We start from the raw sequence: 12181 nt of genomic DNA, 5'->3' as shown, positions 1-12181 counted from the left end.
TTCTGTCTTCCTCTCATTTGGTTATCCAATCATAATATTTCCTTTTGGGTGGCGGAAACTCTCTTTTTTTCTTCGTTTTGCAATGGCAAAAGCAATGGTTAATGGTCCTACTCTTCCTGCGAACATTGTAATAATCAGAAGAAGACGACCAGCAGGTGTTAGCTCTGGAGTTAGGCCCATCGAAAGACCAACAGTACCAAACGCAGAGGTAGCCTCAAATAAGTACATCATAAAGCTATGATGCTGTTCCGTGATACTGAGAATAATCGTCACGACTACAACAATTAATCCTCCACACATTGTAACCGTCAAAGCCTTTAAGATAGTTTCAGTAACAATTCTACGTTTAAAGAGAACGACATCTTCTTTTCCTCGAATTTGTGACCACATAGTAGCTACTAAAACAGCAAAGGTTGTGATTTTAATACCTCCAGCAGTCGACCCAGAGCCTGCCCCAATAAACATGAAAAGAATCATTAAAAATAATGTAGAATGCGTTAAGTCCCCAATAGCCAGTGTATTGGAGCCAGCAGTTCGTGGTGTAACCGCTTGGTAAAGGGAACCTAATACTTTACCCCATTCGGATAATGGTCCAAGAGTTTTTTGGTTGCCATACTCAAACAAAAATATCAAAATGGTTCCGCTAACAGTGAGCAAAAGTGTCGTTACTAAGACTATTTTTGAATGGACAGAAAGCCTTTTAGTTACACGATATTCATACAATTCATTCATCACAATAAAGCCTAATCCACCGATTGTAATAAGAGCACAGATGGTGAAAACAACAAAGGGGTCATCAACATAGGCAGTCATTCCGTTAAAGCCACCCATTAAATCGAAGCCCGCGTTGTTGAAGTTGGATATGGCATGAAAAAATCCAAAATAAAGGGCCTTTCCAATAGGCATTTCAAAAGAAAAACGAATCGATAGAATTAGACCACCGATTATTTCAATACATGCTGTAAAGAGTAATATTCTTTTCACTAATCGAACAAGACCAGCAATGGAGATATTATTAAATGCTTCTTTAAGCAGCAGTCTTTCTTTTAATGAAATTTTCTTTCCAAGCAGTAAAAATAATAATGTGGCAAATGTCATAAATCCTAAACCGCCAATTTGGATTAAGAATAAAAGGACCACTTCGCCAAAAATAGAGAAGGTATCACCTGTATCAACTACAATTAAACCTGTGACACAAGTAGCTGATGTAGCAGTGAATAAAGCATCTAAAAAGGGCAAACCCTTCCCATCCTCAGTAGAAAATGGCATTGTTAAAAGAAACGTACCTATGGCAATGATAAGGGCAAAGCCCAATACAAGAACTTTGGGAGGATTTAATGCTCTTTTAAAATTGTTCATTTAATATTTCCTCAATTCTGAATAGTAAACAACTGTTTGTTAGATGGCATAATAAAAAGACCTACGATTAGAGCATGAAAAGGGTAGAAAGCATGCTAATAATGGTGGTCAATAACGACCTCCTTCGCTTTAGCCGACGAAGTTAGCTGACGGGTAGGATGGCGAAAGAGCTTTCTCATCCCTTCTGCTAAAGCAGAATTAACCCCAAAAGATTGGTTCCTCCGTTCTCAAATAGTTGAGATTTGGCCGATATGAAATTGAATGTGATTATTCTACGCCTTTATTCTATTTTTTGTAAACCCCTTAATTGTTAAGAAAATGTAATTATTTTTATTGTGGGCGAATTGTGTGTGAATAATTCGAGCAAAAATAAAACCAAAAATTCACTTGATAATTTCGCATACTTTCTATTGACCATTATTAGACAATACGATATAATTTTTTAGTACACAACAGAAGGTGATTTGCCTAATTGTGTATTGACGTGTGTTCGGAGGGAGGGAAAGAGAGATGTCAAAAACTGTCGTTCGCAAAAACGAATCGCTTGAAGATGCTCTTCGCCGCTTCAAACGTACTGTATCAAAAAGTGGTACAATTCAAGAAGTTAGAAAGCGCGAGTTCTACGAAAAACCTAGCGTAAAACGTAAAAAGAAATCAGAAGCTGCACGTAAACGTAAGTGGTAATTTAATTTCCCATTAAAAATCCCTACGTTCATAACACGCAATTGTATGATTCACTGAGCAGACAAAGTTATACCTGAAATTAATCACATTTTTGATTAATTTCAGGTATTTTACATTGCTCAACTTTACGTACATATGAAAAAGCCGAATGAAATCACTTTGATTCATTCGGCTTTTTTGCACATACTAAGTGTTAGTAATTGGCATTAGATCGAATGATAAATAATTAATAAATTTTTTAAGATTTGTGAAACTTTTCGCATGATTGACCGTATATACAGAGGAGAGGCATGTTAGAAGGGAGGGAAAAAGATGCGAAAACGGAGAATCCTCAGCTATTTACTAGTGATATGGATGACTTTTTTGTTAGCGTTTCCATTAACTTCGGCTTTTGCCAGTAATAAGGTTTATCATGTTCCGATTCATAATGAAGTAGAGCGAGGACTTCATGCATTTTTAGAACGAGCTTTTAAAGAGGCTGAAGAAAACAATGCAGAGGCGATTATCTTAGAAATACATACGCCTGGCGGTTTTGTGAATGCAGCAAGCGATATCGCCATGCTTATGGATGCAACGCAAATAAAAACGATTGCTTATATTAATAAGGATGCGCACTCAGCAGGAGCGTTTTTAGCCTTACATGCGGATGAGATCTACATGGTTCCAAATGGAACAATCGGTGCAGCGGCAGTTATCGATTCTGCAGGTAATGCAGCCGACCTAAAGGCCAATAGCGCTTGGCTTGCTCAAATGAAAGCAGCAGCAGAAACGTCAGGGCGCGACCCTAAGTATGCATTAGCAATGGCAGATACCAACTATGAACTACCAGAATACCGTGCTGGCGGAAAGAATTTGTTAACCCTATCAGCCTCAGAGGCAGCAAAGGTTAAATATTCTGAAGGGACGGTTAAAGATTTTCAGGAGCTTTTAGAAGTAACCAACTTGAATGGTAGTGATGTTGTTCCCATTGAACCAACCTTTTCTGAAAAGTTAGCTCGTTTTATTACAAATCCCATCATTGTACCTATTCTATTGTCTATCGCTAGCTTAGGACTTGTGATGGAGCTTTATTCGCCAGGATTTGGTGTTCCAGGTATAATGGGCTTATCAGCACTTGGTTTATTTTTCTTTGGACATATGGTGGCCGGCTTTGCGGGATATGAAACATTATTGTTATTTATTGTTGGCTTAGCCCTTTTAATTGCAGAGTTTTTTGTCCCCGGTGGAATTGTTGGTATTTTAGGTGGTGTCTTAATAGTACTAAGTCTGATACTGGCAGGTGCAAATATGATGCAAATGATAGTAGCAATTCTCATTGCGCTTGTGATAGCGATGATAGGAATGGTGATTCTGATGAAATTTTTCGGAAAAAAACTGCATGTCTTAAACAGGCTTGTGTTAATGGATGCAACCACGACAGAAGAAGGGTATGTATCCAATGTGAATCGCACAGAACTGTTAGGAAAAATTGGGAAAACGCTTACACCACTTCGTCCATCTGGAACAATGGTACTTGGTAGTGAACGCATTGATATTGTATCAGAAGGTGGCTATATCGATGCCAATCAACATGTAGAAATTATTAAAGTTGAAGGCTCACGCATTGTTGTGAGACAAACAGATAAAGAGATGGAGGAATAGAAAATGGGTTTTGATTTAGCTTTGATTGGTCCTATTGCTGGACTAGTTATTTTATTCATTGTGCTTGCGGTATTCTTTACCTTTGTACCCGTTGCATTGTGGATTTCTGCATTAGCAGCAGGTGTACGTGTGAGCATTTTTACATTAATTGGGATGCGATTGCGTCGTGTAATCCCTTCTCGAATTGTTAATCCGTTGATTAAAGCACATAAAGCAGGTTTACCTGTAACGATTAATCAGTTAGAGAGTCACTATTTAGCAGGTGGTAATGTTGACCGTGTAGTGAATGCCTTAATTGCGGCTCACCGTGCCAATATTGAGCTGTCATTTGAACGTTGTGCAGCAATCGATTTAGCTGGGCGTGATGTATTAGAAGCTGTTCAAATGTCTGTTAATCCAAAAGTTATTGAAACACCTTTCATTTCAGGTGTAGCAATGAACGGGATTGAGGTAAAAGCAAAGGCTCGTATTACCGTGCGTGCCAACATCGAGCGTTTAGTCGGTGGTGCTGGTGAAGAAACAGTTATTGCCCGTGTAGGGGAAGGGATCGTTTCTACAATTGGTTCGGCTACTAGTCATACAGAAGTATTAGAAAATCCAGATATGATTTCACAAACGGTTTTATCTAAAGGTTTGGATTCAGGAACAGCCTTTGAAATCTTATCCATTGATATTGCGGATGTAGATATCGGTAAAAACATCGGGGCTGAATTACAAATTGAACAAGCACAAGCTGATAAAAACATTGCGCAAGCAAAAGCTGAGGAACGTCGTGCAATGGCTGTAGCAAACGAGCAAGAAATGATTGCACGTGTTCAAGAGATGAAGGCAAAAGTAGTAGAAGCAGAAGCGGAAGTACCACAAGCGATGGCTGAAGCCTTACGTTCTGGTAATCTTGGCATTATGGATTATATGAACTATCGCAATATCCAAGCAGATACAGCGATGCGCGACTCTATCTCAAAAGTAAGCAATGATAAACCTGAAAAAAATGAACCCAATGCTTAATAACGGAAAGGAGCGAAACTAACATATGGAACAGTTAATAATCTTCGCCATAATAGCCATAGTCAGCTCTATTTTCGGAAAATCAAAAAATAAAAAGCCTCAGAAGCAGATGCCTCCTTTTAATAAAGACACCGTGGTGGAGCCTCCAGTTACGGAGAAAGCACCACATCGTACTGGGAAAGCACAGAGTTTTGAAGATTTTGCACGAGAATTTATAGGAGATTGGATTCCAGAAAATGAGAAAGTCGAGGAGCCTAAAAAATTTGTTGAAGAACAAGTGAAAAGGGAAATACCAAGCTATGTTGCTCCAGCTGTCATTCCAGCAGATATCCCTAGCCGTTCTTCTAATCGAGAAGGTCGAGGACGATTAGCTGCTGGAAAAAAAGAAGTGCAATCAGTTGGCACAAATTCGACTTTACAACTACCTCAATCTAAAAATGATCTTATGCAAGCAATCGTGATGGCTGAAATATTAGGGCCACCGAAATCAAAAAGAAAATAACTAGCATGTCCTCCTTTTTCGATGCATATATTGCCGAAGAAGGAGGCATTTTTTATGAAAAAATTATTTCAATTAACGCCACTACTTGAGTTGTTAGAATACGAATCATTAAAAATTATTGGACCCTACCGTTTTATTCATGCAGATGCGACGACCTGTTCGTTTGTCTATGCAGATTATCATATTACTGTCAATGCGGATTCAGTGACAATCAATGCGCTCAAAGAAGAAATGCTACATCTCACTGTTGACAATCTACAGGAGCTTCATATGAAAATGACAAAGAATATGGGTGTGAGCAAAAATGTGGAATAATCGGCCAATTATTATACGTATAAAGCGCCATGAAAATGTTCATCCTTTTATTCAAGCATTGCACGCTCAACATGTCCCATTAAAGCGTGTTGTCTTTCGTGAGCAAGAAGTTTCCTTTGAAACAACGATGCATTATCTACCAAAAATTCGCCGTGTACGAAGACGTTTTCGCTTAAAAATGGCTGTATTTTATGCAGATGAGCTTCAAGTTTTTCGAGCGCAAATTTGGACTTTATTGGGCTTAGCCTTTATGATTGCTATTCCAATTCTTTGTGCACAAATCATATGGCGAGTGGACATAGAAGCCGCAACACCAGAACTAGAGCAGCGTTTAGGTAAGACCTTTCATGAAACCTTTCAATTAGAAACCCCTTTATCTCAAAAAAAGTTACCTTCCAATACGGTTATACGACAAAAGCTGTTAGAGCAACACCGAGAGCTATCATGGGTTCATATTGATAAACATGGCGGACGAGTAATTTTGAGACCACAAGAATCACCTAAACAAACAGAGCAAACAACTGATAAATTAGCCTCCCATATAGTAGCAACGAAAAGTGGTGTCATTACACACTTTAATATACAGCATGGCGAGCGAAAAATTTCAGTAAATGATACAGCCTACGAGGGTGACGTCCTCGTAAGTGGTGTATTAGAAAGTGGCACAGATCAAGTTTTTGTAGGGGCGAAGGGAGAGGTTTATGCAGACTATTGGCTTGAATGTTCATTTAAAATTCCAACAAAAATTACCGTAGAAACCTTGCAGCAAAAGCAATGGCGAGTGTTGATAAAGGGTATACATCAGGAAAAGGCGGATTATGTACAAAGAAAGGATTTACCGAATTGGCTATCTCCCTATGTTTCAATTGTAGAGGAGCAACAGACGAAAACGATGCAAGTAGAGTTGGATGAATCGAAAATTGAGTCATTGCTGATTCCTTTATTGCATGAAAAAGTATTACGTTCGTTACCTGCAAAAACAATCATCAAGAAAGAAAACCTTTTACAGGCAAAGTGGGGGAATGGTACAGTTGAAGGGAAAGTTCTATTTTTAGTCAATGAAAACATTGCAAGTCCAATACAAGGCCTACAAGGAGAATGATTATGTCAGAACAGTTAACTGTATTACAGGTGGATAATCCAAATGAAGCGGTTATGCTACTAGGTATTTCCGATGCAAATATGAAATTAGTTGAAGAAGCACTTAATGTTCATATCATTACGCGTGGTGAACAAATTCAACTTGCGGGTGAAGAAAATGCTAAGGAACAGGCAACATTTCTTCTGCATGCTTTATTGAAGGTCATTCGCAAAGGAATTAATATTGATCAACGTGATGTCACAACAGCTATTGAAATGACACAAAAAGGAACAATCGAGTATTTTGCAGAACTATATGATGAAGAAATAGCACGCACAACGAAAGGTAAGTCAATTCGTGCAAAAACAATTGGTCAACGAGAATACATACAAGCAATCCGTCATAAAGACGTTGTTTTCGGTATTGGTCCAGCCGGTACTGGGAAAACGTATTTAGCGGTAGTCATGGCAACACAGGCACTTAAAAACGGCCATGTTAAGAGAATTATTTTAACTCGCCCTGCTGTTGAAGCTGGAGAGTCTCTAGGCTTTCTTCCAGGAGATTTAAAGGAAAAGGTTGATCCATATCTTCGACCTCTCTATGACGCTTTAAATGACATCTACGGCTCAGAACAAACACAGCGGCTAATTGAACGAGGAACGATTGAAATCGCCCCTTTAGCCTATATGCGTGGCCGTACATTAGATGATGCCTTTGTTATTTTAGATGAAGCACAAAATACAACACATCAACAAATGAAAATGTTCCTAACTCGTCTAGGCTTCGGCTCTAAAATGGTCATCACAGGTGATAAAACGCAAATCGACTTACCCAAAAATACAGAATCTGGCTTGATTGTAGCAGAACGTACATTAAAATATGTTAAATCTATTCATTTCCAAGTACTAGAACAAGGCGATGTCGTACGTCACCCAATCGTAGCCAAAATCATTCAAGCCTACGAAGAACAGCAACTTTAGAATTGCGTAGCAATTCTAAAGTCTGCCCCGAAAGCGAAGCGACAGGGGTAACGAGGTTTAAAACATCCATATAGTTAAAACCTAAACCACGAATTTAATCAAAATATGGAAAAAAATGTGACAGCTATGCGAAGATGCATAGCTGTTTTTTGCTTTCTTATACATTTTTCGAGAAAAATGTATGTTGAATTGGTATGATAGTAGGTAGATAGAGGAGGTGCCAGATGGAGAAACAACTTCGAAAATTTACAGAGCTTATCGGTTTTCGCTACTTTCTTATCATCATTCTCATTTTAACAGGTGGCCTACAATTTGGGTTCATGTATGGCAATGTTAAAGGAGTTACATATGATTTCAAACCATTACAGCTTGCGCCTGAAACCGTACGATCTACTAAAACGATTGAAGACACTTATAAAACACAGCTAGAGCGAGAAAAAGCTGCCAATGCAGTGGATTCAGTCTATCAATTTTCGGAGGATGTCGCCAAGCAAAGAGCAGCGATTGTAACATCATTATTTGATTATGTTTTGGAAGTGAAAAAAGATGTTGCAAATAGTAAGGAACCTATTCCTATTGCAGACCAGGTTACACAGCTTCGAAAAAAATTTGAATCCATTGACGAAGACCAGATGCCGTTAATTTTTACAGATTCTCAGCTAGAAGGTCTATTAGTACAAAGTGAAGATGATTTAACTAGAACAAGTACGCAATTATCTAAATTTGTAGAGGAATATTTACAAAAATCCATCCGACCAGAGAACGTCTTTGTTGCACAAAATGATTTTGAAACAAAGATTCGTGGACAACGAGGATATCCTGATAAAATATTCAATACAGTCGTGTTAATAGGACGTACAAGCATTATTGAAAATGAAACAATTAACGAAGAACAAACAAAGATTCGAAAACAGCAGGCCAAAGAAAGTGTAGAGCCGACACGAATTTTACAAGGTCAGATTATTGTTCAAGAAGGCCAAATTATTGACAATGAGGCTTTTAGACAATTAGAGCTATTAGGGATGGTTAGTAATAAAGCCTCCTTTAAGCCGATAGCAGGGCTTATTATTTTAACGCTACTGCAAATGATGTTTATGTATATTTTATTTGAGCGTTGGGAGACGAACGAACGAAAAAAACGTAATGCACTGTTAGTGACAGTGATTGTTTATAGCTTGTCTATTTTGCTAATGAAATTTATTAGCTTAGTTTCTAGTGGCTTTGATGTGACGATTGCCTTTTTATTCCCGACAGCACTAGCAACGATGCTTGTACGATTGCTAGCAGATGAGCGAGCAGCCGTATTAATTACAGTTATGACGGCTGCTTCAGCAGGGGTAATTTTTCAAGAAGGCTATTCTTCAGTTATGCAAATGGAAATTACGCTGTATATCATATTCGGAGGGTTTGCAAGCCTATTCTTTTTGCGTAGTGTGGAAAAACGCTCACATATTTTACATGCGGTTGGTGTGATTTCCCTTGTAAATATGGCATTTATTGCGTTTTATTTGTTAATGACACAATCATCCTATGGCTTACCAGAATTAGCATTTTACTTAATAGCGGCGATGTTATCAGCCTTGCTTTCAGGGGCATTAACGATGGGACTTTTACCATTCTTTGAATCGGCGTTTAGCTTGCTTTCGTCTTTACGCTTAATTGAGCTATCCAATCCCAACCATCCATTATTAAAAAAATTATTAATGGAAACTCCAGGGACATATCATCATAGTGTGATGGTAGCGAACTTAGCGGAAGCTGCGTGTGAAGAGATTGGTGCCGACGGTTTATTAGCACGTGTAGGTTGTTATTATCATGATATTGGTAAAACCAAACGACCTTCCTTTTTCATCGAAAATCAGATGTCGGGCATCAATCCGCATGATTCTTTACCACCTGAAACAAGTGCAGAGATTATTATCGCCCATACGACAGATGGTGCCAATATGTTAAAACGTTATAAAATGCCTCAAGAGATTATTGATATCGCTTTACAGCATCATGGCACAAGTTTGTTAAAATTCTTCTTGTTTAAAGCAAAGGAAGAAGGAAAAAATATTGATGAGGCAAAGTTCCGATACCCAGGGCCCAAACCACAAACAAAAGAAGCAGCTGTTATAAGTGTTGCGGATAGTGTCGAGGCAGCAGTACGTTCTATGAAAGAGCCAAATGCAGAGAAAATTCAGAAGCTAGTACGAGCGATTATCGATGATCGCGTCCAAGATAATCAGTTTGATGAATGCGATATTTCAATAAAAGAGTTAAAATGTATAGAGAGAGTACTTTGTGAAACGTTGAATGGGATATTCCATTCACGTATTGAATATCCAAAGGCAGATAAGTAGGAGGATCTATGATTTTAACAATTGATTTTACGGATGAAACAAATGAAGTGGGAGCACAGCATATCGAACTTGTTGAAAAGCTATTACAGCATGCTGCAAGTGTAGAAAATATTGAGCCAGAAACAGAGGTTTCGGTGACGTTTGTTACGAACAAGGCAATTCAAGATATTAATCGTGAATATCGTGGCAAAGATCAGCCCACAGATGTTATTTCCTTTGCACTAGAGGAGCTAGGGGAAGGGGAAATGGAAGTTACTTTTGAAGGTATGCCACGTGTATTAGGTGATATCATTATTTCGACTGATCGTGCAAAAGAGCAGGCAGAGGAATATAATCATTCCTTTGAGCGAGAATTAGGCTTTTTAGCTGTACATGGTTTTTTACATTTACTTGGTTATGACCATATGGAGCCAGAAGAAGAGAAAGTGATGTTTGCAAAGCAAGATGAGATTCTCCAAACTTTTGGCTTAGGTCGAGATTAGATGAATTTGCGAAAATACTTGCGATCTTTTGGCTATGCTTTTGAAGGCATCATAACTGCAAGTAAAGAACAAAATTTGAAATCACATATAGTAAGTGCAATCATTGTTATACTGGCTAGTTATTTGACAGGTTTATCTCGTATGGAGTGGTATATTGTGCTACTATTAATAGCACTAATGTTTGCACTGGAAATGATGAATACAGCTATCGAACGGGTAGTCGATTTAGCTTCCCCGGAGATACATCCTCTTGCTAAGCAAGCAAAAGATATTGCAGCAGGTGCAGTGCTTGTATTTGCGCTATTCAGTGCTATAATCGGATTACTCATCTTTCTGCCAAAATGGTTTTAATGGAAATGAGTGTCTTCTAATTGAAAATAAACCATAAATGTGAGGGAGAATTAGTATAGATGACAATGGATATGCATGCATTATTAGAAGAATCAAAAAAGGCACGTGAAAAAGCCTATGTTCCTTATTCAAAATTTAAAGTAGGGGCAGCTCTACTAACAAAAGATGGAGAGGTTATTCACGGTTGTAATATTGAAAATGCAGGCTATAGTATGACAAATTGTGCTGAACGTACAGCGTTTTTTAAGGCAGTATCGGAGGGGATTTACGAATTCGAGGCCATTGCCATTGTAGCTGATACGGACGGACCATGCGCCCCATGTGGAGCATGTCGCCAGGTCATGATGGAGTTTTGTGCTCCAACTATGCCTGTTTATTTAACGAACTTAAAAGGTGATGTGACGGTAACGTCAGTGGGCGAATTACTACCGTTTGCATTTACGACGGAGGATTTAGAGAATGCAGGAAACTAAAAATGGCTATAAATCAGGCTTTATCTCCATCATTGGTCGTCCAAACGTTGGCAAATCGACATTTTTAAATCGTGTCATTGGCCAAAAAATTGCGATCATGAGTGATAAGCCACAAACAACACGAAATAAAGTACAAGGCGTACTAACAACAGATGATAGCCAAATGATTTTTATTGATACACCAGGTATTCACAAGCCAAAACATAAACTAGGCGATTTCATGCTGAAGGTTTCTAAAAACACATTGCGTGAAGTAGACGTTATTATGTTTATGGTTAATGCTGAGCAAAAACTCGGTAAAGGTGATGAATTTATTCTAGAAATGCTAGCAGGAAACCCAACACCTGTCTTTTTGGTCATCAATAAAATTGATGCCATTCATCCAGATGAACTAATGGGAATTATTGAGAGCTATAAAGAGCGCTATGACTTTGCGGAGATTGTACCGATTTCTGCGCTACAAGGCAATAATGTTGAAAATTTATTAGTGACATTGGCGAAGTATTTACCAGAAGGACCTCAGTATTACCCAGCCGATCAAGTGACAGATCATCCTGAACGATTTATCATATCTGAACTTATTCGTGAAAAAGTCCTACATTTAACGCGTGAAGAAATTCCCCATTCTATCGCAGTGGTAATTGATAAAATTCGTCGTGATGAAGAAAATGAGGATAAAATTCATGTAGCGGCTACAATTATTGTGGAGCGTGATTCTCAAAAAGGGATAGTTATTGGAAAACGTGGAGCCTTGCTAAAAGAAGTAGGGACACGTGCGCGAAAGGATATCGAAATGCTTCTAGGGTCTAAAGTTTATTTAGAGCTATGGGTAAAGGTGCAAAAAGATTGGCGTAATAAAGCTACACATTTACGTGATTTTGGATTCCGTGACGATGAATATTAAGTTTTTTCTGGCTTAGCTAATGAATTGTAACGTTCGCGAACATTGCCCGTTGAATC

General features: G+C 38.4%; 13 protein-coding genes and 1 riboswitch. Of the genes, 12 read left to right on the top strand and 1 reads right to left on the bottom strand.

Features of this window, described 5'->3' with window-relative positions:
- Positions 1 to 21: 21 nt before the first annotated feature.
- Positions 22 to 1359: a TrkH family potassium uptake protein gene (locus LBYS11_RS14975; protein WP_103118453.1), complete on the bottom strand. Its 1338-nt coding sequence runs from the start codon at positions 1357 to 1359 to the stop codon at positions 22 to 24.
- A gap of 116 nt (positions 1360 to 1475) precedes the next feature.
- Positions 1476 to 1617, bottom strand: a riboswitch (cyclic di-AMP (ydaO/yuaA leader).
- A gap of 252 nt (positions 1618 to 1869) precedes the next feature.
- Here LBYS11_RS14975 and rpsU point away from each other — a divergent pair.
- From rpsU to era, 12 genes are all read left to right on the top strand, one after another.
- Entirely contained in the window at positions 1870 to 2043 is a 174-nt protein-coding gene (rpsU, locus tag LBYS11_RS14970) for a 30S ribosomal protein S21 (protein ID WP_004227078.1), read from the top strand.
- Between the two features lie 312 nt (positions 2044 to 2355).
- Entirely contained in the window at positions 2356 to 3684 is a 1329-nt protein-coding gene (locus LBYS11_RS14965) for an NfeD family protein (RefSeq protein WP_048392188.1), read from the top strand.
- Positions 3685 to 3687: 3 nt separating this feature from the next.
- The gene (gene floA, locus LBYS11_RS14960) at positions 3688 to 4692 is read left to right on the top strand and encodes a flotillin-like protein FloA (RefSeq protein ID WP_016994103.1); all 1005 of its coding nucleotides are present in this window, start codon (positions 3688 to 3690) and stop codon (positions 4690 to 4692) included.
- Between the two features lie 25 nt (positions 4693 to 4717).
- Positions 4718 to 5194, top strand: a complete 477-nt coding sequence (locus LBYS11_RS14955; protein WP_054550098.1) for a hypothetical protein — start codon at positions 4718 to 4720, stop codon at positions 5192 to 5194.
- Positions 5195 to 5248: 54 nt separating this feature from the next.
- Positions 5249 to 5509 (top strand): hypothetical protein, encoded by a 261-nt coding sequence (locus LBYS11_RS14950; RefSeq protein WP_048392190.1) that lies wholly within the window; start codon positions 5249 to 5251, stop codon positions 5507 to 5509.
- Positions 5499 to 6611 carry a sporulation protein YqfD gene (locus LBYS11_RS14945; RefSeq protein WP_103118452.1) on the top strand — a complete coding sequence of 371 codons (1113 nt, stop codon included), beginning with the start codon at positions 5499 to 5501 and terminating at the stop codon, positions 6609 to 6611. Before LBYS11_RS14950 ends, LBYS11_RS14945 begins: the two co-directional genes overlap by 11 nt.
- Positions 6612 to 6613: 2 nt before the next feature.
- Positions 6614 to 7570 carry a PhoH family protein gene (locus tag LBYS11_RS14940; protein ID WP_016994096.1) on the top strand — a complete coding sequence of 319 codons (957 nt, stop codon included), beginning with the start codon at positions 6614 to 6616 and terminating at the stop codon, positions 7568 to 7570.
- A 224-nt stretch (positions 7571 to 7794) separates the two neighbouring features.
- Entirely contained in the window at positions 7795 to 9915 is a 2121-nt protein-coding gene (locus tag LBYS11_RS14935; protein ID WP_004227107.1) for an HD family phosphohydrolase, read from the top strand.
- Between the two features lie 8 nt (positions 9916 to 9923).
- Positions 9924 to 10397: an rRNA maturation RNase YbeY gene (gene ybeY, locus LBYS11_RS14930; RefSeq protein ID WP_048392192.1), complete on the top strand. Its 474-nt coding sequence runs from the start codon at positions 9924 to 9926 to the stop codon at positions 10395 to 10397.
- A complete protein-coding gene (locus LBYS11_RS14925; protein ID WP_048392193.1) occupies positions 10398 to 10748 on the top strand; it encodes a diacylglycerol kinase family protein in 351 nt (116 codons plus the stop codon).
- A gap of 59 nt (positions 10749 to 10807) precedes the next feature.
- Complete coding sequence (locus LBYS11_RS14920; protein ID WP_081011012.1) at positions 10808 to 11221, top strand: cytidine deaminase; 414 nt, start codon at positions 10808 to 10810, stop codon at positions 11219 to 11221.
- Positions 11208 to 12125, top strand: coding sequence for a GTPase Era (era, locus tag LBYS11_RS14915; protein WP_004227129.1), 918 nt, complete (start codon positions 11208 to 11210; stop codon positions 12123 to 12125). The genes LBYS11_RS14920 and era overlap by 14 nt, the downstream gene beginning before the upstream one ends.
- Positions 12126 to 12181: the final 56 nt, after the last annotated feature.

The organism is Lysinibacillus sp. YS11, from assembly GCF_002896375.1.
GTDB lineage: Bacteria > Bacillota > Bacilli > Bacillales_A > Planococcaceae > Lysinibacillus > Lysinibacillus capsici.
The sequence above is the reverse complement of the archived record's forward strand: the minus strand, read 5'-3'. Positions and strand labels throughout refer to the sequence as shown.

Bases quoted from the DNA above. Each gene is read 5' to 3' on its own strand.
- LBYS11_RS14975 (WP_103118453.1), bottom strand. From the start codon at position 1,359: ATGAACAATTTTAAAAGAGCATTAAATCCTCCCAAAGTTCTTGTATTG.
- rpsU (WP_004227078.1), top strand. From the start codon at position 1,870: ATGTCAAAAACTGTCGTTCGCAAAAACGAATCGCTTGAAGATGCTCTT.
- LBYS11_RS14965 (WP_048392188.1), top strand. From the start codon at position 2,356: ATGCGAAAACGGAGAATCCTCAGCTATTTACTAGTGATATGGATGACT.
- floA (WP_016994103.1), top strand. From the start codon at position 3,688: ATGGGTTTTGATTTAGCTTTGATTGGTCCTATTGCTGGACTAGTTATT.
- LBYS11_RS14955 (WP_054550098.1), top strand. From the start codon at position 4,718: ATGGAACAGTTAATAATCTTCGCCATAATAGCCATAGTCAGCTCTATT.
- LBYS11_RS14950 (WP_048392190.1), top strand. From the start codon at position 5,249: ATGAAAAAATTATTTCAATTAACGCCACTACTTGAGTTGTTAGAATAC.
- LBYS11_RS14945 (WP_103118452.1), top strand. From the start codon at position 5,499: ATGTGGAATAATCGGCCAATTATTATACGTATAAAGCGCCATGAAAAT.
- LBYS11_RS14940 (WP_016994096.1), top strand. From the start codon at position 6,614: ATGTCAGAACAGTTAACTGTATTACAGGTGGATAATCCAAATGAAGCG.
- LBYS11_RS14935 (WP_004227107.1), top strand. From the start codon at position 7,795: ATGGAGAAACAACTTCGAAAATTTACAGAGCTTATCGGTTTTCGCTAC.
- ybeY (WP_048392192.1), top strand. From the start codon at position 9,924: ATGATTTTAACAATTGATTTTACGGATGAAACAAATGAAGTGGGAGCA.
- LBYS11_RS14925 (WP_048392193.1), top strand. From the start codon at position 10,398: ATGAATTTGCGAAAATACTTGCGATCTTTTGGCTATGCTTTTGAAGGC.
- LBYS11_RS14920 (WP_081011012.1), top strand. From the start codon at position 10,808: ATGACAATGGATATGCATGCATTATTAGAAGAATCAAAAAAGGCACGT.
- era (WP_004227129.1), top strand. From the start codon at position 11,208: ATGCAGGAAACTAAAAATGGCTATAAATCAGGCTTTATCTCCATCATT.